Annotated in this window: 17 protein-coding genes and 1 riboswitch; of the genes, 5 read left to right on the top strand and 12 right to left on the bottom strand. The window is 74.5% G+C overall.

Features of this window, described 5'->3' with window-relative positions; translation table 11 throughout:
* Positions 1-41: 41 nt before the first annotated feature.
* Entirely contained in the window at positions 42-602 is a 561-nt protein-coding gene (locus J421_RS24900) for a hypothetical protein (protein WP_025413830.1), read from the bottom strand.
* A 3-nt stretch (positions 603-605) separates the two neighbouring features.
* Positions 606-1640: an LLM class flavin-dependent oxidoreductase gene (locus J421_RS24895; protein WP_025413829.1), complete on the bottom strand. Its 1035-nt coding sequence runs from the start codon at positions 1638-1640 to the stop codon at positions 606-608.
* A 67-nt stretch (positions 1641-1707) separates the two neighbouring features.
* On the opposite strand from J421_RS24895, the gene J421_RS24890 reads away from it, so the two are divergent.
* A complete protein-coding gene (locus J421_RS24890) occupies positions 1708-2274 on the top strand; it encodes an ECF-type sigma factor (protein WP_025413828.1) in 567 nt (188 codons plus the stop codon).
* Here J421_RS24890 and J421_RS24885 read toward each other — a convergent pair.
* The 3 genes from J421_RS24885 to ligD form a co-directional block, all read right to left on the bottom strand.
* A complete protein-coding gene (locus tag J421_RS24885) occupies positions 2271-2954 on the bottom strand; it encodes a VPLPA-CTERM sorting domain-containing protein (RefSeq protein ID WP_025413827.1) in 684 nt (227 codons plus the stop codon). The genes J421_RS24890 and J421_RS24885 overlap by 4 nt on opposite strands.
* Before the next feature lie 84 nt (positions 2955-3038).
* Positions 3039-5855: a serine/threonine-protein kinase gene (locus J421_RS24880; RefSeq protein ID WP_158508893.1), complete on the bottom strand. Its 2817-nt coding sequence runs from the start codon at positions 5853-5855 to the stop codon at positions 3039-3041.
* A gap of 56 nt (positions 5856-5911) precedes the next feature.
* On the bottom strand, positions 5912-6961 hold the full coding sequence (ligD, locus tag J421_RS24875; protein ID WP_025413825.1) for a non-homologous end-joining DNA ligase: 1050 nt from the start codon (positions 6959-6961) through the stop codon (positions 5912-5914).
* An 89-nt stretch (positions 6962-7050) separates the two neighbouring features.
* On the opposite strand from ligD, the gene J421_RS24870 reads away from it, so the two are divergent.
* The gene (locus J421_RS24870) at positions 7051-7647 is read left to right on the top strand and encodes a hypothetical protein (protein WP_148306527.1); all 597 of its coding nucleotides are present in this window, start codon (positions 7051-7053) and stop codon (positions 7645-7647) included.
* A gap of 169 nt (positions 7648-7816) precedes the next feature.
* On the opposite strand, the gene J421_RS24865 is transcribed toward J421_RS24870, so the two are convergent.
* From J421_RS24865 to J421_RS24845, 5 genes are all read right to left on the bottom strand, one after another.
* The gene (locus J421_RS24865; RefSeq protein WP_025413823.1) at positions 7817-10324 is read right to left on the bottom strand and encodes an aspartate kinase; all 2508 of its coding nucleotides are present in this window, start codon (positions 10322-10324) and stop codon (positions 7817-7819) included.
* Between the two features lie 125 nt (positions 10325-10449).
* A complete protein-coding gene (metB, locus tag J421_RS24860; protein WP_104023268.1) occupies positions 10450-11700 on the bottom strand; it encodes a cystathionine gamma-synthase in 1251 nt (416 codons plus the stop codon).
* A complete protein-coding gene (metX, locus tag J421_RS24855; RefSeq protein ID WP_104023267.1) occupies positions 11697-12629 on the bottom strand; it encodes a homoserine O-succinyltransferase MetX in 933 nt (310 codons plus the stop codon). Before metX ends, metB begins: the two co-directional genes overlap by 4 nt.
* A 185-nt stretch (positions 12630-12814) precedes the next feature.
* Positions 12815-12891, bottom strand: a riboswitch (SAM riboswitch).
* 205 nt (positions 12892-13096) lie between these two features.
* Positions 13097-13492 carry a GxxExxY protein gene (locus tag J421_RS24850; RefSeq protein ID WP_025413820.1) on the bottom strand — a complete coding sequence of 132 codons (396 nt, stop codon included), beginning with the start codon at positions 13490-13492 and terminating at the stop codon, positions 13097-13099.
* A gap of 84 nt (positions 13493-13576) precedes the next feature.
* On the bottom strand, positions 13577-14488 hold the full coding sequence (locus J421_RS24845; RefSeq protein WP_025413819.1) for a LysR family transcriptional regulator: 912 nt from the start codon (positions 14486-14488) through the stop codon (positions 13577-13579).
* Between the two features lie 71 nt (positions 14489-14559).
* Between J421_RS24845 and J421_RS24840 the strand changes: the two genes are divergently transcribed.
* The 3 genes from J421_RS24840 to J421_RS24830 are packed head-to-tail and all read left to right on the top strand — an operon-like array spanning position 14560 to position 19539.
* Entirely contained in the window at positions 14560-15435 is an 876-nt protein-coding gene (locus tag J421_RS24840; protein WP_025413818.1) for an ABC transporter ATP-binding protein, read from the top strand.
* A complete protein-coding gene (locus J421_RS24835; RefSeq protein ID WP_025413817.1) occupies positions 15435-19004 on the top strand; it encodes an ABC transporter permease in 3570 nt (1189 codons plus the stop codon). Before J421_RS24840 ends, J421_RS24835 begins: the two co-directional genes overlap by 1 nt.
* A gap of 34 nt (positions 19005-19038) precedes the next feature.
* Positions 19039-19539 carry a hypothetical protein gene (locus J421_RS24830; protein WP_025413816.1) on the top strand — a complete coding sequence of 167 codons (501 nt, stop codon included), beginning with the start codon at positions 19039-19041 and terminating at the stop codon, positions 19537-19539.
* Between the two features lie 443 nt (positions 19540-19982).
* On the opposite strand, the gene J421_RS24825 is transcribed toward J421_RS24830, so the two are convergent.
* Both J421_RS24825 and J421_RS24820 read right to left on the bottom strand, forming a co-directional pair.
* Positions 19983-21275, bottom strand: coding sequence for an NAD(P)/FAD-dependent oxidoreductase (locus tag J421_RS24825; RefSeq protein ID WP_025413815.1), 1293 nt, complete (start codon positions 21273-21275; stop codon positions 19983-19985).
* A gap of 166 nt (positions 21276-21441) precedes the next feature.
* Complete coding sequence (locus J421_RS24820; protein WP_025413814.1) at positions 21442-23847, bottom strand: bifunctional YncE family protein/alkaline phosphatase family protein; 2406 nt, start codon at positions 23845-23847, stop codon at positions 21442-21444.
* Positions 23848-23872 lie beyond the last annotated feature (25 nt).

Raw genomic sequence — 23872 nt, 5'->3', positions numbered from 1 at the left:
AGTCCAGCGCTGCGGGACGGCCGCGGCCCCGCGCGGGACGATCAGTCCAGCCGCGTGAAGAGCGCCGCGACGTACGCGGCGAACAGCAGCGCGATCGTCGCCGCGAGGAGCTCGTGCACGCGCGGGCGCGGCGTGGCGAGGGCGACCAGGCCGAGGCTCGCGAACGCGACGTGGAACCCGGTGTTCGTCGCGTTCGGCAGCGACCCCGTGAGCACGAGGTCCTTCGCCAGGCTCACGAGGGTGACGAGCACGAGCAGCGTGAAGAACCAGCCGCGGTGCGCGAAGTAGTGCGCGCGCAGGTCCACCGGCTCCGACCCGATGTCCGGGTAGATCAGTCCCGCCGCGAGATACAGCAGCACGGTGTGGAGCAGCACCACCGCGAACGCGGCGAACGTCCACTCGTGGCGCCCGCGCAGACCGAACATCGCCCACCACGTCTGCGTGAGCACGGCGAGGAAGACGAAGCTCCACGTCACCGGCACCCAGTAGATCCGCACGGTCGCGCGCCGCAGCATGAGGCCGCGCAGCCCGGTGAGGATCTGCGTGACGGCGAGCCCGATGATGATCGAGAGAAGGACGGAGAGGTAGCCGAATTCGTCCAATGGTCAGTCCGCGAGCCCGAACGCCTCGGCCAGCAGCTCGTACGACCGCACCCGCGCCGCGTGGTCGTACGTGATGGTGACCACCATGACCTCGTCGGCCTCGTAGTCGCGCGCCAGCACGCCGATGTCGCGCGCCACGGTGTCCGGTGCCCCCACGATGCGCCGCCGCGCCGGCGCGAGCCGCGCCTGCGGCAGCCCCGCGAACGGCGACGCGGCCTCCCGCGCCCGCTCGGCCTCCAGGAACGCGAGCGCCTCGTCCACCGGCGGGACGGGGATCAGCTCCCCGCGCAGCAGCAGCGCGAGCGTCATGCGCCCACTCGCGGCGAGCCGCTCCGCCTCGTCGTCGGTCTCCGCGCACACCACCCACGCGCAGACGATCGTGTACGGTGTAGACGCGAACTCCGACGGCACGAACTCGGCCCGGTAGCGCCGCGCGACCTCGGCGCCGACCGGGTTGATGAAGTCCGCGAACGCGTACGGCAGCCCGAGCTCCGCCGCCCAGATCCCGCTCTGCGCCGACGAGCCGAGGAGCCACGGCGCGGGATGCTCCGGGCGCCCGGGGAGCATCGCCGGCAGCCGCGCGAACGGGTGCCCCGGCGGCAGCGCGCCGCGCACGTACGCGAGCAGCTCCGCGAGCTGGTCGGGAAAGTCGTCGCGCATGGGGCGCGTGCGGTCGCGCTGCAGGGCCAGCGTGGTGCGCGGGTCGGTGCCGGGCGCGCGTCCCACGGCGAGGTCCACGCGTCCGGGGAAGAGCCCGCTCAGCATGCTGAAGCTCTCGGCCACCTTCAGCGGGCTGTAATGCGGCAGCATCACTCCGCCGCTCCCGAGACGGATGCGCGACGTCGCCGCGCCGATCGGGCCGAGGAGCACCTCCGGGCTCGCGCCGGCGAGCATCGGTGAGCCGTGGTGCTCCGCGACCCAGAAGCGGTGGAAGCCTAACGCGTCGGCGCGGCGCGCGAGATCCACCGAGTTGTGCAGCGCCTGCGCGCCGGTCATGCCGGCGGAGATCGGCGACTGGTCCAGCACGCTCACCCGCACGTCGGTCGCTCCGGAGTCGTCATCTCCGAAGACAAGCAACCCGCGCGGACGTTGTACATTGGGGCCCGTGGACGCGGACCTCGACGCCCTCATCCGCCGCGCGGACGCCGCCGACCCCGTCGCCGCGGAGCTGCTGTTCGCGACGTTGTACCGCGAGCTGCACCGGATCGCGGCCGCGCACCTGCGGCGCGACGGCGCCGCGCTCAGCCTGCGCACGACGACGCTGCTCCACGAGGCGTACCTGCACATCGTCGGAGGCGATGCGCCGGCGTTCTCGGAACGGGGCCGCTTCCTCGCCTACGCGTCGCGTGCGATGCGCCGTCTCGTGATCGACTACGCGCGCCGCGGCCGGGCGCAGAAGCGCGACCGCCGCGCGGAGGTCACGCTCACCGGCGACGAGCAGCCGTCGGCGGAAGCGGCGCGCACGGCCGCGGAGCTCGAGCGCCTCGACGACGCGCTGGAGGAGCTGGCGACGCTGGAGCCCGCGCTCGCCGAGCTGGTGAACCTGCACTTCTTCTCGGGGCTGACGTTCGCCGAGATCGCCGCGCTGCGCGGTGTGTCGGAGCGCACCGTGCAGCGCGACTGGCGGAAGGCGCGCCTGCTGCTCGCGCGAACGGTGCTCGACGAGGCCTAACGGACCGTCCGGCGGCGTCGCGAGACGACGGCGAGCGCGCCGAAGCCGGTGCCTAACAGCACGAACGACGCCGGCTCCGGGGCGACCGCGCCGTCTCCCCCGTCGCCCCCTGGGGGCGGCGCGGCGTCCGCCGGCATGCCGCTGCCGAGCGTCATGTTGTCGAAGATCAGGCTCCCGCCCGCGTTCGTGAACACGACCGACTGCGCGCTGCCGAGGAAGCTGAACCCCGCCGGTCCCCACGTGTTCGTCCCCTGCCCGAACCCGTAGTACGGCAGCCCGCCGGAGCCGAGCAGCGTGCCGGTGCCGTTCAGGCCACTGTACACGCCGAACGATGCCGGATTGCCCGTGGCGTACTTCGCGTAGTAGAAGAACGAGAACCCGTTCGAGAACCCCGACGCGACGTTGATCCCCGCGTTGCTCCCGAGCTGGTTCGTGTAGTAGAACAGCACCCCGCAGCCCGAGGGCGCGTTCGGGAAGCCGCTGCTTCCCTGACACGGGTCGGTGACGTTGAACCCGACCTGCTCGAGCGCGACGGCGTTGCCGAAGAACGAGACGCCCGGGTACGCGTTGCCGATCGGGTCGAAGTCCCCGATCCCCTCGAAGTCGAGCACCTGCACCTGCGCGCGCGCCGGGAGCGGGAGCAGCAGCGCCACCGCGACGAGTCCGAGCACCTTTCGCATGACGGGACCTCATGGGACGGAGAAGAGGGGGACCGCTCGCCGCCATCCCATCAGACGCAAAGGCGCCGCGAAACACGACACGCGCTACTTGGTCCGACCTCCCGAGCGCTCGGCGAGGCGGGCGAGCGCCGTGTCGGTGAGCGCGGAAAGCAGCGGCTGCGCGCGCCGCTGCGGGTCCAGCGCGGCGCGCGCCTGGCGCAGCAGCGTGTCGGCGCGCGCGTACTCCCCGAGCTCCACCAGGCACGCGCCGAGGCCATAGCGCGCGTCGGCGAGGCGTGGGTCGCTCGCCGTGAGCTGCCCGCTCGCGAGCGCGAGCCCGCGCTCGAGAAGCGGTCGTGCTTCCGCGGCGCGGCCGGTCTGCGTCAGGGTGCGGCCGAGGGCGACGAGCACGGTGCGTTGGATCAGTCGGTGCGCCGCCGTCGCCGTGTCGGAGCGGGCGAGCAGCGCGCGGAGCACCCGCTCGGCCTCCGCCAGGTGCCCCGCGTCGCGCAGCGCTCGTCCGAGATTGCTCGTGGTGACGAGCGTGTTCTGGTCGTCCGGCCCCTCCGTGCGCGCGGTCAGCGCGAGCGCCTGCCGGAAGATCGGGATCGCCTCCTCGTTGCGCCCCGACTGGGCGAGGACGCCGCCGAGACTGTTCAGGTTGAGCGCGACCCTGCTGTGCTCCGGCCCGTAGAGCGCGGTGTTGATCTCCATCGCCTCGCGCACCGCCGCCTCGGCGCCCGCGAAGTCGCCGATGCCGCGCAGCGCGTTGCTGAGGTTGTTGAGGGCCGCCGCGGCGTCGCGGTGTCGCGCGCCGTACAGCTTCCGCGTGATCGCGAGCGACTCGCGCAGCAGCGGCACCGCGTCGCCGGGACGCCCCGCCAGGCGATAGAGCATGTCGCCGAAGTTGTTGAGGTCGAGCACGACCACCGGATGCGCGCTGCCTAACGCCTTGCGGTCCACCGCGAGCGCGCGGCGGTAGAGCGACTCGGCCTCCGCGAGGTGGTCGCGCTGCGCCTGCACCTGCGCCAGGTCGTGCATCGTGAACGCGGTGATCACGTGCTCGTCGCCGTAGAGGCGCCGCTTGATCGCGAGCGCCTGACGCTGCAGCGGCTCGGCCTCGTCGTAGCGGCTCTGCTGGTAGAACAGCACCCCGAGGTCGCCGAGCGACGCGGCCACCTGCTCGCTCGCCGGTCCGTACACCGACCGTCGGATGGCGAGCGCCTCGCGCAGCAGCCGCTCCGCGCCGGCGAGGTCGTCGCGCTCCTCGAGGAGGACGCTGAGATCCCGCAGGCTCGTCGCCACCCCGGTGTCGGGCCCCGACGCGAACGCGCGGCGCTGGGCGAGCGCCTCGCGCAGCAGCGGCTCGGCCGCATCGAGGCTGTCCACCTCCCGCAAGGCCACGCCGAGCGCGTTGGCCACCTCGGCGACCGCCGGGTGTCGCGGGCCGTACAGCGTGCGCCGCTGGCCGAGCGCGCGTCGCAGCACCGGCACGGCGCGGTCGAAGACGCCGAGGCTCACGTAGACGCGTCCCAGCGCGACGCGCAGCTGCGCCTGCACGTCGGGCTCGCCGGCGAGCGCGGAGTCGATGCGCGCAGCGCCGCGGTCGAGGAGCACGCGCGCCGTGACGTCGCCCGGCTTCTCGTTAGGCACCCCGTACGGATCGGCGCCGCCGAACACGCTCTCGAGGTACTGGGCCACCACCGCCGCCTTGCGCGCCTCCGCCTGCGCGCGCGCGCGCAGGGTGCGCTCGCGCAGCCCCGCGCCGGCGAGCAGCACCACGCCCGCCGCCGCACCGGCGACGGCGACCCGGTGGCGGCGCACGAACTTCCGCACGCGGTAGGCGAGCGAGTCGCCGCGCGCGCGCACCGGCTCGTGGCGCAGGTAGCGCGACAGATCGTCGGCGAGCGCGGCCGCCGTCTGGTAGCGCTCGTGCGGCTCCTTGCGCAGCGCCTTCGCGAGGATCGTGTCGAGGTCGCCGAGCCCGAGCCGCGCGGGCTGCACCGCCAGCGTCGCGGCGACGACGTCGGTGGGCGTGCGACGGCCCTCGGCGGTCGGGTGGCGGCCGGAGAGCAGGAGATAGAGCAGCACGCCCGCCGCGTAGACGTCGGTCGCGGTGGTGACCGGGTCGCCGCGCACCTGCTCGGGCGCCGCGAACTCCGGGGTCAGCGCGCGCCCCTCCTCCGCGGTGAGCGTCGTGCGCGCCGCAACGTCGACGTCCAGCAGCTTCGCGATGCCGAAGTCGAGCAGCTTGGCGTGGCCGTCGGCCGTCACGAGGATGTTCGACGGCTTGAGGTCGCGGTGCACGACGAGGTTCGCGTGCGCGTGGGCGACCGCGTCGAGCACGTCGAGCACGAGTCGCACGCGCTCGGTGGTGCCTAACGATCGCGCGTCGGCCCACGCGTCGATCGTCACGCCGTCGACGTACTCGAGGACGAGATACGGCTGGCCGCCCGCGCTCACGCCCGCGTCGAGCAGCCGCGCGATGCCGGGATGCGTGAGGCGCGCGAGCGCGGAGCCCTCGCGGCGGAACCGCTCCTGACCGGCGCGCGTGAGCAGCGCGAGGGCGAGCAGCTTCACCGCGACGCGTCCCTCGAACCGTCCGTCGGTGCGGCGGGCGAGCCACACGGAGCCCATGCCGCCGTGGCCTAACGGGCGCTCGAGCGTGTACGCGCCGAGCTCCGTCCCCTCGAGCGAGCCGCCGAGCGCGTTCGTGAACGGCGTCGCGAGCGGCTCGACGAGCAGCCCGCGCCGGTCCGCGGAGCGCTCCGCGTCGAGCAGCGCCGCGAGGTCCGCAGCGAGGGTGGGCGACTCCGCGCGCAGGGCGTCGAGCCAGCCGTCGCGCTGCTCCATCGGCAGCTCCAGCGCGCTGTCGAGCAGCGGCTCGATCACACGCCAACGGTCGCGATCGATGGCAGCCATGGCCGATCTCCGCTGAGGCGCGTCCAACGTACGCGCGCCCGGCGGGATCGGATAGCTCAGCCCTTCCCCTGCACGCTCTCCGCTTCCCGCGTCACGTCGCGCGCGTTCTTGTCGTCGCGCGTCCCGACGTAGATCGGCTGCCGCAGGCGTCCGTCCGCCGTCCATTCGGCGAACTTCACCTCGACGACGACGTCGGGCTTCACCCAGTGCACCGCCTCGTTCGGGCGCGGCGGGTCGACGAACGGCGGCTTCGCGCGCTCCAGCGCGTCGAGCCGCGCGCGCATCACGCGCAGCCCCTCGCGCGTGAAGCCGCCGCCGGTGTGGCCCGCGTAGACGAAGCGGCCGTCGCGGTCGTAGTAGCCGAGCAGCAGCGCGCCGAGGTACGGCCGCGTGCGGCGCGGCTCCGTGAAGCCGCCGACGACGAGCTCCTGCCGGTGCTCCACCTTCAGCTTCTGCCAGTCGTCGGCGCGCTCGCCGGGGCGATACGTGCCGTCGGCGCGCTTCGCGATGACGCCCTCCCAGCCGCGCTTGTGCGCCGCCGCGACCGCCGATGCGCCGCTCCCGCGCAGCACGGTGCCTAACCGCAGCGCGTCGAGGTCGACCGACGCGAGCAGCGCGTCGAGCGCCTCGCGACGCTCGCGCCACGGCGCGTCGAGCAGCGACCGGTCGCCGCTCTGCAGCAGGTCGAACGCGAGCAGCGCCGCCGGCGTGTCCTCGACGCGCTCGGCGATCTCCTCGGGATCCTTCATGTGGAGCCGCGCCTGCAGCGCCTGGAAGCGCGCCGGCCGGCCGCGGCGGTCGAGCGCGACGACCTCGCCGTCGAGCACGAGTGCGCGGCGGCGACGGCGGGCGAGCGCGGCGACGGCATCGGCCACCTCGGGGAACTGCGCGGCCTTGTCGGCGCCGTTGCGCGTCACGAGGCGCGTCGGCATGCCCGGCGCCGCGAACGCGAGCACGCGCATGCCGTCGTACTTCGGCTCGAACACCCATCCCGGCTCCGTCGGCACCTCGCGGCCGATGGTCGCGTACATCGGCTCCGGGATCGGGAGGAAGGGCCCCGCGCCGCGGCGCGCGGCGGCGGGCGTGCGCTTGGTGGAGGTCGGCATCTCGACGTTCGCCGAGCGCAGGATGTGTTCCCGGGCGACCCGGCGGCGGCCCGCGCGAGACGTTTTGGGGCGAGGATCGTCGTTTCATCGTGAGCACCTCCGCCCCCGCCGCCACCGCTCCCGAAGCGGTGACGCTCGACCTGCCGCTGCGACTGCTCGTGTGGACGACCCGCACGGCCGTCTTCGCGCTCGTCGTCGTGGGCGTGACAGGGATCGCCCTCGGCGTGCTGGCCATCACGCACCGGGCGGAGCGCGCGCTGGCGATCACGCTGCAGTGGCGCTGCCTGGTGGACGCGGTGGTGGCGGCGGGGCTCGGCATGGTCGCCGCCGCCGCACGCGCGGGGGCGATCGACCGCCGCCGCCGGATCGCCCGCGCCGCCCGCCAGGCCGCCGCCGAGCGGGCGCGCGAGGAGGCGCGGCGCCAGCGCGAGGCGGCGCGGAAGGCGGCCGCCGAGCGCGAGGCCGCGGAGGCCGCGGCGCGGGCCGAGTCGATCGCGCGACGCGCGGAGGAGGAAGCGCGCACGGCCGAGGAGGAGCACGAGCGCGAAGCGCTCGTCACCGCGATGGCCGAGGCGACGCGCCTGGAGGCCGAGCGGCTGCGCGCGGAGGAGCAGCGCGAGCGCGAGCGGAAGGCGACGGAAGAGCGCATCGAGCGCGCGATCCGCGACGGGACGCGCGCGGCGTGACGCGCGGCGGGCCTGGCTCCACGTACGTGTTCTTGTAGGACTGAAGGAGGACTGAAGAAGGACTCAAGAAGGACCAACAACACTTTCTTGTGTTTGGTCCTTCTTCAGTCCCTCTTCAGTCCTCCTTCAGTCCAACGAAAACACGTACGTGGAGCCGTGAATGCCACGCCTAACGCCGCTCGGCCGCCAGCCGCAGGAGGTCGCCGTAGACCCCCGATGCCGTCACCGCGGCGCCCGCGCCCGGCCCGGTCACGACCAGAGGCTGCGCGCGATATCGCGCCGTGGTGAACGCGAACTGGTTGTCGGTGCCGCTCAGCGCGCCCAACGGATCCGACGGCGCGACGGCCACGAGCCCGACGGCGATGCGGCGCCGCGTCACGCGCACGCGGTAGCGGAGCACGCGCCCCTGCGCCCGCGCCGCGCGCACGCGCGCCTCCCACGGCGCGTCGAGCTCCGCGAGCCGCGCGAGGAACGCGTCGCGCGGCAGCGCGCGCATGGCCTCCGGCACGAGCGACTCCACCGCGACGTCCGACAGGTCGCCGCGGAAGCCGAGCAGTCGGGCGAGGATGAGCGCCTTGCGCGCGACGTCCTGCCCCGAGAGATCGTCGCGCGGGTCCGGCTCGGTGTAGCCGCGCGCCATCGCGTCGCGCAGCGCGGCCGAGAACGCGAGGCCGCGTCCCAGCTCCCCGAACAGGAAGCCGAGCGTCCCCGACGGACACCCCTCGATGCGCTGCACGCGGTCTCCCGCCTCGAGCAGCTTGCGCAGCGTGTCGATCACGGGGAGGCCCGCGCCGACCGTCGCCTCGTGCAGCAGCCGTCCGCCGCCGGCCCGCCCCGCGGCGTGCAGCCGGTCCACCGCCTCCTGCGGCGCGGCGAGCGGCACCTTGTTCGCCAGCACCACGTCCCAGCCGGTGCCTAACGCGCGCTCCAGCAGCGCACCGGTGTCGGCGGCGGTGACGTCGACGAGTACGGGCCGCGACGGCCGGTGCGCCGCGATGGCGTCGAGCGCCTCCGCCGCCGTCGCCGCGCGCGCGCCGGGAGCGAGCGCGAGCGGACGTCCCGCGACCTTCGCGCCGCACAGCTCCGCGATGCGGCGCCGCGACAGCCCGCCCGCGTCGAACACGAAGCCGGAGCGGTCGACCAGCGCGCAGACGCGGAGCGGCGAGCGCGCGCCCGCGGCCGCGATCTGCGCCGCGAGCTCGCGTCCGATCGCGCCGGCGCCCAACAGCACCACGTCGGTGCGCGCGACGCGCGCCGTGCGCGCCGCCGCCGGCTCATGCAGCCGGAACGCCTCGTGGAGCGCGCGCTGCGCCTCCACCGCGCGCGTCGCGTCGACGACGAGCGACAGACTCGCGCCCGCCGCGCCCTGCGCCGTGGCGAGCGGCGCGATCCCGGCGTCGGCGAGCGTCGTGAGCGCACGGGCGGCCGCGCGCGCGTCGTCCGCCGCGCACGCGCCGACGACGCCCACCGTCGCGACGCCGACGCGCGCGTCGACCGACTCCAGCTCCCCGCTCGCGAGCTCCGGCGCGAGCGCGCGGCGCAGCGCGTCGAGCGCGTGCGCGGCACGCGCGCCGTCGACGGTGACCGACACGTCGTACGCCGACGCCGCCTGCGACACGAGCGAGACCGGCACGCCTGCGGCGTGCAGCGCGGCGAGCGCGCGCGCCGCGACGCCGGGGAGCGCGTGCAGCCCGCGTCCGACGACCCGCACGATCGCCTGGTCCATGGTCGCCGCGACCGCGACGACCGGCGCGCGCGACTCCACGCGCCGCGCGACGATCTCGGTGCCGCGCTCGTCCGGCCGCGCGAACGGCCGCACGAGCACGCGCGTGCCCTTCCCCGCCGGCGCGAGCGCGAGCGGCGCCAGCGCGCGCGGGTGCAGCACCTTCGCGCCGTAGTGCGCGAGCGCCGCCGCCTCGCGCGCGCCGAGCCGCGGCACGACGCGCGCGTTAGGCACCGCGCGCGGGTCGGCGGTGAGCAGCCCCGGCACGTCCTTCCACAGCACCACGCGCCGCGCGCCCAGGGCCGCGGCGAGCACGGTGGCGGAGAGGTCGGAACCGCCGCGCCCGAGCGTCACGGTCTCGCCGCGCGGACCGCGGCCGACGAATCCCGGCACCACCGGCACCACGCGCGCGCGCAGCAGCGGCCGCAGCACGCGCCGCGCGGCGGGCGCGGTGGCCGCGAGATCGGGGGCCGCCTCGCCGTACGCGCCGTCCGTCACGACGAGATCGGTCGCGTCGACGTACTCGGCACGCACGCCGGCGCGACCGAGCGCCGCGGCGACGATGCGCGCGGCGAGCCGCTCCCCGCGCGCGACGACGCGGTCCACCTCGCGCGGCGCCAGCTCACCGATGGCGCGCGCGGCCGCGGCGAGCGCCGCGACCTCGGCCAGCGAAGCGTCGAGCGCGTCGTGCAGCGTGCGCGCGTCGTCGCCGTCGAGCAGCGCGTCGAGGACGGCGGCGTGCGTGGCGCGCAGGCGGCCGAGCGCGGCGTCGAGCTGCGCGGGCGTCGCGGTGGCCGCCGCGTGCGCGACGGCGAGCAGCGCGTCGGTCACGCCGGCGAGCGCGGAGGTGACGACGACCGTCGGCGCGCCATCGCGCCGCGCGACGAGCGACACGGCGTGGGCGACCGCGTCGGGCGTGGCGAGGGAGGCGCCGCCGAACTTGTAGACCGCCAAGGCGGCGGGACTGGGGAGTCGGGACTCGGGGAGTCGGGACTCGGGACTCGGGACTCGGGACTCGTGGGCGGACGGCGGTCGAGTCCCGAGTCCCGGGTCCCGAGTCCCGACTGCCGGAACAGCAGTCATGCGACCGCCGCGACCTGGCGCGCCGCCTCGGGCTCGGCCAGGGTGAACGCGGGCGGCACGGCGGGCGTCACCACGAGCGCCTCGTCGAGCGCCGTCTCGAGATCCTCCACGAGATCTTCGGCGCACTCGATCCCGACCGAGAGGCGCACGAGCGAGTCGGAGATGCCGGCCGTGGCGCGCGCCGCGGCGTCCATCGACGCGTGCGTCATCGACGCCGGGTGCGCGACGAGGCTCTCCACGCCGCCTAACGATTCGGCGAGCGTGAAGCAGCGCAGCGCGCGCGCGAACCGCTCCACCGCCGGCAGCCCGCCGTGGAGCTCGAAGCTCACCATCGCGCCGTAGCCGGACTGCTGCGCCGTCGCCACCTGGTGGCCCGGATGCGTCGACAGGCCGGGATAGTTCACGCGCGCCACCGCGTCGTGCGCGAGCAGCGCGTCGACGACCGCCTGCGCGTTCGCGAGGTGCTGCACCATGCGCGCGTGCAGCGTGCGCACGCCGCGCAGCGTGAGGTAGCTGTCGAACGGCGCGCCGGTGATGCCGAGACAGTTCGCCCACCAGCCCAACGATTCCGCGAGCGCGGGGTCGCGCACGACGACCGCGCCGCCGACGACGTCGCTGTGGCCGTTGAGGTACTTCGTCGTCGAGTGCACGACGACGTCCGCGCCGAGCAGCAGCGGCTGCTGCAGCGCGGGCGACAGGAACGTGTTGTCGACGACGACGAGCGCGCCGGCGGCATGCGCGGCGGCGGCGATGCGGCGCACGTCGGTGATGCGGAGGAGCGGATTGCTCGGCGTCTCGATCCACACGAGCTGCGGGCGGCGGCGCGCGATCTCGGCCACGGCGCTCGTCGTCGCCGTGAGATCCACGAAGCCCAGGTCGAAGTGCGCGCGGCGTGCGAGCGCGTTCAGCAGGCGGTGCGTGCCGCCGTAGCAGTCGTGCGCGGCGAGCACCAGATCGCCCGGCGCGAGCAGCTGCAGCACGAGCGTGACCGCGGACATCCCCGTGCTCGTGACGACGCCCGCCGTGCCGCCCTCGAGCTCCGCGAGCGCGTCGGCGAGCTGCGTGCGCGTGGGGTTGCCGCTGCGCGTGTAGTCGTACTCGCGCTTCCCCCCGAGGCCGTCGAACGCGAACGTCGACGAGAGATGGATCGGCGGCACCACGGCGCCGTGCTGCGTGTCCGAGGCGATGCCGGCGCGGACGGCGCGGGTCGCGGTCGCCTGCTGACGGATCGTGCGGTCGACGCTCATGCGAAGCTCCGGGTACACAGGGCGGTGGCGAGGATGCGGCCGATCGCGGCCGGTTCGGTGAGGAACGCGTCGTGGCCGTTGCGCGACGCGAGATCGACGAGCGTGTTCGGCGCGCCTAACAGCATGGACAGCTCGGCCATCTGCTCGCGCGGCACGATGGCGTCGCCCTCCGCGGCGACGAGCGTCGTCGGCACGCGCACCGCGGCGGGATCCACGCGGTGCAGGTCGGCGGAGAGCGAGAGCGCGAGGAAGCGCTCCGGGCGCCACGCGGCGGCGAACTTCCGGCCGTGGTGCAGGATGTACCGCTCGACGGGGAACGTCGCGTCGGCGCCGTCGATCGTGTCGGGGCGCGAGTCGAACCGCTCGGCGAACTCGCGCGCGCCGCGATACGTCGTCATCGCCAGCGCGCGCGCGAGGGCGAGCGCGTCGTGCGCGCGACCGGTCTCGATGCCGAGCTCCACGACGCGCCGCTGCACGGTGCGCAGCGCGGTGGACAGCGGATGCGCCTCGTGCGGCGCGCTCACGACGACGAGCCGCTCGACGCGCTCCGGGTAGCGCTCGGCGAACGCGAGCGCCACCATGCCGCCGTACGACGCGCCGATCACGGCGTGCACGCGCTCGACCTCGACGGCGTCGAGCGCCGCGACGAGCGCGTCGGCCTGGTCGTACGTGGTGACGATGCGCGCCGGCCGACCGTCGTCGCCGCGGCCGCCGTCGAGCCAGTCGATGCCGAGCACGCGCAGGCGCGTGGTGTCGAGCGCGCGGCCGCGTCCGACGACGGGGTCCCACCACCCCGGCGCGGGATCGGCCGCCGTGGCGCCCGCGTGCGCGTTCGCGGAGATGCCGCCGAGCGCAACGACCACCGGCGCACCGGCCGGGCCGACGAGCTCGTAGTTAGGCACCCCTGTCGCGCGCTCCACTGTCAGCATCGCACCCTCCAAACGAAGACCCCCGGGCCGACGAGGTCCGGGGGTCGCTGCTGGAGGGGCCGCCGGACCACCGTCCTCCCGGGGGAGGACGAGCCGCCAGCGACCTGCTTTCTGCTGGAGTCGGTGGCCGAGCCCCCCGCGCCGCGGTGGGTCCTGGCTACCAACGACAAACGCCCGGGCGGAGATGGCCGCCGGGCGCGTCGCGTTTTAGCACCTTGTTTTACGTGGCGGCAATAGGCGGCAAATCACCACGGGCGTTCAGTTGTGTCTGGGATGCTAGTGGTGGGGCGGGTCGGCGTCAAGCGGGGGACGGCGATGCGAGCGCCTCTGCGCCGGGGCGTCGCTCCCTGGACTGCAGAGCTCCTCGTGGTTCGGACGCGGATCACGCGGATCGCGCGGATAGGCTTCAGTCGCGAGCCTATCCGCGTGATCCGCGGCATCCGCGTCTCCTATTTCGGCGTCGTGCGTCACGAGGAGCGTCGCACGCGCTCGCAGACGACGCGGTGATGCTTCGCCTCCGGCCCGAAGTGCAGCAGGAGCCCGACGAGCAGATCGGTCGCTCGCAGGTAATTGAGCAGCTGTCGCGACGCGAACGGCGACAGGTGCTGCGTCGACTTGACCTCGACCACGATCTTGTGATCGACGATCACGTCCATCCTCAGTCGCGCGATCACTCGGCCTTTGTAGCTCACCGACACCGACTGCTCGCGCTCGACGAGATGGCCGCGGTCGCGCAGCTCGAGCGTGAGCGCTTCCACGTACACCTGCTCGAGGAAGCCGTAGCCGAGCGTGTTGTACACCTCGAAGAAGGCGCCGATGACGGAGTACGTGAGGTCGCGCTCGATGAGATCGTGTCGGCTCATGGCGCAACTTCGATGGCCGGCATCCTTCCACGACATCATTCCGACGCCGGCGCACCTCTCACGACGCGACGGGTGCCGTCGAGCTCAGGAGTCCGCGCGCCACGGGACGGGCGTCAGCGCCTCTCGCAAGTACTCCACGAACCGCGTCGCCCGCGCCGAGCGTCCGCGTCGCGGGCCCACGAACGCGATGACGTCCGCCGAGGGGAGACGCCAACCGGGGAGCAGGCGCGCGAGTCGGCCCGCGCGCAGGTCGGCGGCCACGGACCACTCGGAGCGCACGATGATCCCGCGTCCCGCGACGGCCCACTCGCGCACGACCTCGCCGTCGTTCGTCGCGAGTCGCGGCTCCACGCGTACCGACTCGGCCGCGCCGTCGTCGCGCGCGAAGCGCCACATCGTCACGTCCTCGTCGTTCTCGCGGAGCGCGATGCACGCGAAGTCGCGCAGGTCGGCGGGCGCGTCGGGCACGCCGTATCGCGCGACGAACGACGGCGATGCGCAGAGGATGCGGTCGTTCGGCGCGAGGCGGGTCGCCACGAGCGACGAGTCGCGCAGCTCGCCGATGTGCACGGCGACGTCCCACGACGTCTCGGCCACGCGTCCCATGCGGTCGGAGAGCACGAGGTCGAGCGTCACCTCGGCGTGGTCGGCGAAGAAGCGACCCGCCGCCGGCGCGACGTGGGCGCGGCCGAAGCCGAGCGGGGCGAGCACCCGCAGGTGGCCCGCCACCACGCCGCGGCGCGCGGCGAGCGTCTCGGTGAGGCTCGCGAGGTCGTCGGCGATCTCCTGACCGCGCGCGGCGAGCAGCTCTCCCTCGGCCGTCAGGGTCACCCGCCGCCCGCTCCGCTCGACGAGCCGGACGCCGAGTCGGCGCTCGAGATCCTGGAGGCGCTGGGTCACCGCGGGCGGCGTGACGCCGAGCGCCCGGGCGGCCGCGGCGAGCGACTCGGCGCGGGCGATGCCGGCAAAGAAGTGAAGGTCGGAGGACGTCAGCATTAAGTCGGAGATTAACACGACAGTTACCGGACGGGCGAATCCCGGCGCCGGCCGGGGCCGTTGGCCAGGACATGCTGATCATCCAGGGCATCACGAAGACGTACCCGAACGGGGTGCAGGCGCTGCGCGGCGTGGACCTCACCATCGGCCGCGGGCTGTTCGGCCTCCTGGGCCCGAACGGCGCCGGGAAGTCGACGCTCATGCGCACGCTCGCCACGCTGCAGGCGCCCGACGCCGGCACCGTCTCGCTCGACGGCCGGCCGGTGCTCGACGACCCGCAGGCGCACCGCCGAGCGCTGGGCTACCTGCCGCAGGACTTCGGGGTGTATCCCGGCGTGTCGGCGCTGGAGCTGCTCGATCACCTCGCGCTGCTGAAGGGGATCACCGATCGGCGCGCGCGACGGACGCAGGTCGACGCGCTGCTCGCGCAGACGAACCTGTGGGCGCATCGCAAGCACGCGGTGAGCGGCTTCTCCGGCGGCATGCGGCAGCGCTTCGGCATCGCGCAGGCGCTGCTCGGCGACCCGAGGCTCGTCATCGTCGACGAGCCGACGGCGGGGCTCGACCCCGAGGAGCGCAACCGGTTCCACAACCTGCTGAGCGAGATCGGCGAGAACGTCGTCGTCATCCTCTCCACGCACATCGTGGAGGACGTTCGGCAGCTCTGCCCGCGCATGGCGATCCTCGCCGGCGGCGCCGTGGTGCGCGAGGGCGTGCCGGACGCGCTCGTCGACGAGCTGCACGGGCGCGTGTGGGGGAGGACCGTCGCGAAGTCCGACGTCGCATCGTACGCCGCGCGGCTCCGCGTGCTCTCGGCCCAGCTCCACGCGGGGCGCACGCGGCTGCGCGTGCTCGCCGACGCGGCGCCCGACGACGGGTTCGAGCCGCTCGCGCCGGACCTCGAGGACGTGTACTTCGCCGCGTTAGGCACCGCGGGAGCGGCGTGATGCTGGGAGGCATCCTCCGCTTCGAGTGGCGCTACCACACGCGCCGGCTCACGTTCGCGGCCGCCGCGCTCGCCCTCGCCGGCGGCGCCGCGACGCTCGTCGGCACCGGCTACGGGCCGAAGAGCGTCGACGTGAACGCGCCCTACACGATCGCGCAGTCGCTCGGCCTCCTGTCGCTGTTCTCCGTGTTCGTGCTCACGATCTTCTGCGCGAACGCGGCGCTGCGCGACACCGAGCACGGCATGACGGAGCTCGTGTTCTCGCGGCCGATCGGGAAGCCGCGCTACCTGCTCGGCCGGTTCGCCGGGGCGCTGCTCGCCGCACTCACGGCGATGACGCTCGCGGCGCTCGTGCTGATGCTCGCGCCACTCGTGCTCCAGGTGGAGCCCGACCGGCTCGGCGCCGTGCGGCCGGTCGCGTATCTGTGGGCGCTCGTCGTGCTCGTGCTCCCGAACCTGCTGCTCGTCGGCGCGGTGCTGTACGCCGTCGCGACGCTGACGCGCTCGACGCTCGCGACGTACGTCGGCGCGGTGGCGATCTACGCGCTGTACCTCGTGACCGCGCTGCTCGTCGACTCGCCGCTCATGGCCGGCGCCGCGCCGCCGACGCCGGAAGGACTCGCGCGCGCCGCGCTGCTCGATCCGTTCGGGCTGTCGGCGTTCTTCGAGCAGACGCGCTACTGGACGCCGGCGGAGCGCGACGTGCGCATGGTGGCGCTGAGCGGACGGATGCTGCTCAACCGGCTGCTGTGGATGGGCGTCGCGGCGACGGTGCTCGCGTGGACGTACGCGCGCTTCCGCTTCGAGGTGGTCACGCGGCGCGCGCCACGCCGACGTGGCGCGACCGCCGTCGACGTCATGGCCGTCGCCACGTACCACGTGGTGGCTCCCGCGACGCGCGGCGCGTTCCGGCCCGCGTTAGGCTCCGCGGCGCGGCTCGAGCTGCGCCACGTGCTGCGCGGCTGGACGTTCCTCGCGCTGCTCGCGCTCTGGGTGTTCGTCGCCGGCATGGAGGCGGTCGCGCAGCTCGGCGGCGAGTACGGCTCGCACGTGCTGCCAACCACCGGGCTGCTGCTCGACGCGATGCAGCTCCCGCTGCTGCTCGTCGGCACGATCACGATCGTCTACTACGCCGCGGAGGTCGCGTGGCGCGAGCGCGTGGTCGGGTTCGACCCGCTCGTCGACGCGACGCCGGCGTCGAGCGCGGTGCTCTACCTCGCGAAGGCCGCCGCGCTGTGTGCGCTGCCCGCGATCCTCGCGCTCGCCGCGGTGCTCGTCGGCATCGTGGTGCAGCTCGCGAACGGCTACACGCAGGTCGAGCCCGCGCTGTGGCTGTCGCTGCTCTGGTTCGGCGGCGTGCCGCTCGCGCTGTTCGCGATCGGCGCGCTCGCCGTGCAGGCGGTGGCGCCGAACCGGTGGCTCGGGCTGTTAGGCGGGCTCGCGCTCGCGCTCGTCGCGCGGCGCGGCGACACGGTGGGCCTCGAGCACCCCATGCTGCACTTCGGCGCCGGCCCGTCGGTGCAGCACTCGGATCTCGACGGCTTCGGGCCGGCAGCCGCGTCGTTCGCGGCGTTCATGGGCTACTGGACGCTCGCCGCGGTGGTGCTCGCGTGCGTGAGCTGGGGGCTGTGGCGGCGCGGTGCGAACGTGGGGCTGCGCGCGCGGCTCGCGCAGCTGCCGTCGCACTGGGGCCGCGGCGGGCGCCGTGCGTTCGCGGTCAGCGTCGTCGCGTTCGTCGCCGCGGCGGCGCTGCTGTTCGCGCGCACGCAGGCCGCGCACGCGTGGGCGGGGAGCGCGACCCGCGAGCAGTGGCGCGCCGACTACGAGCGCGCCTACCGACGCCTCGAGGGCCAGCCGCAGCCGAGCGTCGTGCACGTCGCGATGACGACGCAGCTCGTTCCGGCCGCGCGTCGGGCGACGGTGGAGGCGACGCTCGTGCTCGAGAACCGGTGGACGCGGCCGATCGACACGGTGTGGGCGGTCGTGCCGCGCGGCGTGACCGGCGCCCGCGTGTCGCTCGCGGGCACGCGCACCGCGACCCGCGACACGCGCTTCCCGGTGCACGTGTTCGCGCTCGCGCGCCCGCTCGCGCCCGGCGAGCGCGTGGTGCTGCGCTACGCGGGCACGCTCGATCGCGGCGGCGTGCGGGCCGACGATTTCTCCGGCGACGTCGCGGCGAACGGCACGTTCCTCACGAGCGTCGATGCGCTACCGTCGCTCGGCTACCGCGCCGGATGGGAGCTCGACGAGCCCGCCGCGCGTCGTCGCCACGGCCTCGCGAGCGAGCCGACGCGCGAGGCGCCGCTCGCCGCCGCCGACTCGGTGCGCCGCGCGCCGCGCGACGCGGCGTGGCTCACGCTCGACGCGACCGTCGCCACCGACGACGACCAGACCGCGCTCGCGCCCGGACGGCTGGTGCGCACGTGGCGCGCCGACGGACGACGGTGGTTCCACTACGTCGCCGATCGGCCGATGACGCCGCGCTTCGGCATCGTGTCGGCGCGCTACGCGGTGCGCCGCACGCGGCACGCCGGCGTGGACGTGGAGGTGTGGTATCATCCCGCGCACGCGGTGAACGTCGACCGCATGCTGGCATCGGCGACGCGCACGCTGGACCTGTTGGGCGCGCGGTACGGTGCGTACGCGCTGCCGCAGCTGCGCGTGGCCGAGATCCCGCTGTGGTCGTCGTTCGGCGCGCTGTCGCTGCCGGGGATGATCTTCTTCCCCGAGGACCGCGGCTTCCTCTCCGACGCGCGCGATGCAGACGTGGATCTGGTGACGCGGCGCGTCGCGCACGAGGTGTCGCACCAGTGGTGGGCGCACACGCTCGACCCGGCGCCGATGGCCGGCGCGTCGACGCTGACCGAGACGCTCGCGAAGCACTCGGAGCAGCTCGTCGTGGGCGCGGCGTACGGCGACGGCGCGCTGGCGCCGATGCTCGCGTTCGACGAGGACCGCTACCTGGCCGGCAGCGCGGCGGCGCGGCGCGGCGAGCCGACGCTGCTGGAGGCAGCGGACGAGGCGTGGCTGTACTACGGCAAGGGCGCGGTGGTGATGCGCGGCCTGCGCGACCTGCTCGGCCCCGCCGCCGTGGACCGCGCGCTCGCCGCGCTGCTGCACGCGCACGCCGGCCCCACCGGCATGGCGACGACGCTCGACCTGCGCGCGGCGCTGTGGGCCGAGTGCCTAACGGCAGCGGACAGCGCGCTGGTCGGCGAGTGGCTCGGCGACCGCACGGTGTACGACCTGCGCGTCGACACCGCGTCGGCGGTCCCGTTAGGCGGCGGCCGGTGGCGGCTCGCGGCGCACGTCACGGTCGGCAAGTGGGCGCGCGGCGTCTCAGGCGAGACGCCCCGCTCGGCGGACGGCGAGTCGATCGGCGTCGCGGTCTACGACGATCGTCCGGAGGTGGGGCGGGTGCTGTGGACGGGCGCGGGACGCGCGCGCGGCGGCCGGTTCGATCTGACGCTCGATCTGCCGGGGCGTCCGGCGTGGGTGGTCGCGGACCCGTCGGTGACGCGGATCGACCGCGACCGGACGAACGACCGGCGGCGGGTGGCCGTTCGGTGAGCGATGCGGCGCGGCGCTTGCTCCGTCGCCGGCCGTGACATCCCCATACGGTCCGAGCGGCCGCTTCGTCGAACGTTTCCTCGATCGCCTGGCGCAGTTCCGCCTCGAGGACTTCGAAGCCGTGGTGCGTCGCTGGCGCGCCACGCTGCGGGACAGCGACGCGTGGTACGCGGCGGAGGACGCAGTCGGCGACGCGGTCGCGCGCGCTCGGCGCGACGGCGTGATGTGGACGGTGCAGGACCGGATCTACGAGGTGTTCCGCGGCAGCACGTGGTACGAGCAGCGGCCGCCGGGGACGCCGGTGGCGCCATCGGAGATGGCGGCGCAGTACCTCGCGACGACGGCGGTGGTGGCGCTGCTCGTGGCGGACGTGCTGCCGGGGGTGGTGCTGGGGGTGCTGTACGCGCCGTTCCGGGACGCGATCCCGCTCGCGGAGCTGGCGCTCGGCGGGACGGTGGCGCTGGAGCCGGGGGTGGCGGACCGGCCGCCGGGGGAGCAGGCGCGGGAGGATCTCGACGGGCGGGCGTGGCACTGAAAGGCTGGAACGGCGGGACGCCTGACGGCGGGACGCCTGACGGCGGGACGCCTGACGGCGGGACGCCTGACGGCGGGACGCCTGACGGCGGGACGCCTGACGGCGGGACGCCTGACGGCGGGACGCCTGACGGCGGGACGCCTGACGGCGGGACGCCTGACGGCGGGACGATCAACCGCGGGACGATTCACTGCGGGACGATTCACTGCGGGACGATCGACGGCGGGACGATCCACTGCGGGACGATCCACTGCGGGCGCGTACCTAGGTCCCAGGGGGGCTCCCCCCCCTTCGCCCAAGGTGGTATGCGCGCGAAGCGCCGCGGGACCAATCCGACGCCGATCGGAACCCTCTGAACGCGCAGCCTTCCCGCCGTCGATCGTCCCGCCGTCGATCGTCCCGCCGTCGATCGTCCCGCCGTCGATCGTCCCGCCCTATCAGGCTCACAGCTGCCCCACCCCCGCCTCTCCCGCCACCACCCGCGCCCGGTACCCCGCGTCCTCGTATCGCGCCGGCGAGAGCGCCCCCGCATACGCCGGCAGCACGTCGCCCGTGACGTGCGCCGCGGCCAGCTCCGCCGCCGCGTGCGATGCCATGATGCCGTAGCCCGACAGCCCGCCTAACACGAATGCGCCCTCCGCGCCGAGCGGCCCGATCACGGGACGGTTCTCCGGCGTCTTGCAGTAGTAGCCGCCGTCGACGACCCCCGCGCGTCCGGCGTAGGCCGCGAACCCGGGAATCAGCGCCGCCGCGCCGCGGAGCAGGAACTCGCCGTGCCGCGGGTCGAACGTCGGCGGCCACACCGGCTCGGCCCGCGGCTCGATGTCGTACGTCCAGATGAGCCACGTCTCGTCGCCGTGCGGGCCGTCCACCGGGCGCACGTGGATCCCGGGCGGCAGCTCGTCGACCGGGTCGTTCCAGATGAGGAACGGCGCGCCGCGCGGCACCGCGCCTAACGGATCGCGGAACAGCATCTTCGCGTGCAGCTCGAGCAGCAGCGGGACGTCCGCGTCGAGCAGCCGGAGCGCGCGGGGGAGCCCGGGCCCCGCCGCGAGCACGACCCGGTCGCAGCCGAGTGTCGCGCCGGAGTCGAGCCGCACGCCGCGCACGCGGCCGCCCGCCGTGTCCACCGCGTCGACGCGGCCGCGCACGAACGTGGCGCCGGCGCCTAACGCGCGGCGCAGCATCCACGCGCCGAGGGCCACGGCGTTCATCCAGCCCGCGCGCCGCACGTGCAGCGCGGCCACCGTGTCCGGCGCGAGATACGGGAACGCTGCGCGTGCGGCCTCGCCGAGCAGCAGGTCGGCGCCGGTCGGCGCGCCGCGGTAGCCCTCGGCGCGCGCGGGCTCGTAGCCGGCGACGTCGGCGTGCTCGCGCAGCTCGCCCATGCCGTACGCCGAGACCTCGCGCGCGGTCGCCCGCAGGCGCGCCGCCTCCTCGGCGCGTGCCGTCGCGAACAGATAGCCGCGCGCGGACAGCCGGAACGCGTTCGCGCTCTCGTCGGCCATCTCCTCCAGGAGATCGATGCTGCGCGACACGAAGCGGCACATCGTGTCGTCCGGGCCGGGCCACCAGTTGCGGTAGCCCATCGTGCCGACGGCGCTCGTCAGCGTCAGCGGCTCGCGCTCGTCGACGAGCACGACGTTAGGCACGCCGCGGCGCGCGGCGAGGTGGTACGCGGCCGCCACACCCGCGAGGCCGGCGCCGACGATGACGATGGGCTCCGATCCGGTCATGATCCGCTCGCGTCGCGCATGGGCTCCACGTACGAGTGTTCGTTGGACCACGGCGGACTGAACGAGGACTGAAGACGGACCAACACTTTGTTGGTGTTTCCTTCTTCAGTCCCTCTTCAGTCCCCCAGAAAATTTCGTACGTGGAGCCCTGAACGCCAGACGACGGTCACCGCTCCCGCACGAGATCCAGCGTCGAGCCGCGCCGCCCCGCGGGGTACGGCACGTCGGCGCCCTTGATCGCGCGCCACAGGATCCGGTTGAACGTCATGTCGTCGATGCGGTCGGCGGCGGCGAGGTCGAGTCGCGGCGCGGGGCGCGCGCCGGTGCGAGCGGGCGGGTTCTTCTCGTCGAGCGGCTGCGTCGGCGCGAGCGCCACGTACGGCGTGAGGTCCGGCTCCTCGCTCCACACGTCGCGCAGCGGACGGCCGAACCGGTCGAACTGCGACAGCGGCGCGAGCCCCAGGATCTCCTCGATCGTCGCCAGCACGTCGGTCGTGTTCACGAAGCGGTGCACGGTGCGCGCGCGCGACCACGGCGAGATCACGAGCAGCACCGAGCGGTGCGAGTCGACGTGGTCGGGTCCCGCCTGCGCGTCGTCCTCGAGCACGAACACCGCGGTGCTCCGCCAGAACGGGGAGCGCGACAGCGCCTCGACGATGCGCCCCAGCGCGAGGTCGTTGTCGGCCATGCACGCGCGCGGCGCGCACGCGCCGGGGCGCGTCCCGGCGGTGTGATCCATCGGCAGGTGCAGGATCTCGAGCGCCGGCATGCGTCCCTGCCGCACGAACGTCCCCAGCTCGCCGATCCACACGTCCGCGCGGCGCGCGTCGGGAATCGTGACGTCGAACGGCGGATAGTCGGGGCTCGTGTACGGCGCGAGGCTCGGCTTCGCCGCGCGATAGCGCACGCCGCCCCCCGCCGGCGCCGGCTCGGCGTACTCGCCGTAGTTGCGCACCGTGAGGCCCCTGCGCGCCGCGGCGGTCCACAGGAATCCCGTCGACGGCTCGTCGGCGTCGCCCTCGTCGCGGTCGGGGCGACGGTCGGCGTAGACCGACGGCACCGTCTTCTCCCCGTACTCCGTGACGTACGCCGACGTCGACCACGGATGCCCCTGCGCGCTCACCTCGGCGTTCGTGAAGAAGCGATCGTAGATGCCGAACCGCTCGGCCAGCGCGTGGTGGTTCGGCGAGGCGGCGCGCGGGAAGAACAGCAGCGACGTGTCGCCGTCGCCGCCGCGCAGGTCGCCGAGCACCTGGTCGTAGGTGCGGTTCTCCTTGATGATGAGCACCGCGTGCTCGAGCGGCGGATAGCGCGGCCGCGCCGCCGCCGCGTCCCAGCCGTTGCTCCGCGCCACACGCCGCGTGAGCGCCGCGAGCTCGGCATCGCTCCACGTCGTCGGCAGCACGGAGAGCGTGCCGGTGAGCTGGCCGAGCGTGTACGTGCGCGGATCGATGCCGGCGAGGCCGTTGCGCGGGCCCGCGGGATTCGGGCCGGTCCCGCGTCCCTTGCCGCTCACCACGACGAGCGAGTCGCCGGCCAGCGCCAGCGCATCCGGATACCACAGCGACGGCACTCGGCCTAACACCGTTGGGCGGTCGCCGCGCACGTCGAGCACCGCGACGGCGTCGTTGTCCGCCTCGGCGACGAACAGCCGGCCGCCGTCGGGCGACAGCGCGAGCGCGTTCGGCGTGCTGCCCTCCGACGGCGCGCCCGGCGCGGAATCGGACACGCTCGCCAGCACGCGATCGGCGCGCGCGTCGACCACCACCACGCGGTCGGTGCTCGACGACGTGACGTAGAGCCGCGTGCCCGCCGCGTCGAGCGCCATCGCCGACGGGTGGCGCCCGACGTCGATGCGCGCGCGCTCGACGAGCCGGCCGTCGGCGCCCACGGCGTAGCGCGCGACCGTCGAGCCGCCCCACGCCGACACGAACACGTCGCCGCCCGGCGCGACGATCACGCCGTACGGGTAGTGGCCCGCCGCCACGCGCTGCACCACGCGCGTCGTCACGAGGTCGACGACGGCGAGCGAGTCGGCGAGGTTCTCGGCCACGTACAACGTGCGCCCGTCGCGCGACGTCGCGAGGCCGGCGACGAATCGGGGCTCGCCCGCGGTGCCTAACGGGCCGAGGGCGATGCTGTCGCGCAGCTCGGCGCGCGCGCCGCTCCACGCGTAGCGGTACACCACGTCGCGCCCCGCCCCCGACGCGTAGATCCACCGGCCGTCGGGGCTGAACGCGAGGCCGAGGAACGCGCCCGGCTGGGGGAGCGTCTGCATCACCTGACCCGCGTCGAGATCGACGACCTGGAGCCCGACCTCCCGCCAGCCGCTGAGCAGCAGCACCGCGTGCCGGCGGTCGGGCGCGACCGCGATGGCGAGCGGCATGTTCCCGACGTCGATCGTGCGGCCGGCCGGGTCGAGCGTGTGCCCCGTGGGAAGGCGCCGCGGCGTGCCGCCGACGCCGGCGTTCAGCTCGTGCGTCTCGCCGCGGCACGCGGCCGCGACGGCGACCACTGCCGCCAGTCGCCGGACCCACGACGCGATGCCCGGCGCGGTCGAGGTGTGCGCCACCGGAGGCTTCCTGGTTAGACTGCCG

Source organism: Gemmatirosa kalamazoonensis (assembly GCF_000522985.1).
Taxonomy (GTDB): Bacteria; Gemmatimonadota; Gemmatimonadetes; order Gemmatimonadales; family Gemmatimonadaceae; genus Gemmatirosa; species Gemmatirosa kalamazoonensis.
The sequence above is the reverse complement of the archived record's forward strand: the minus strand, read 5'-3'. Positions and strand labels throughout refer to the sequence as shown.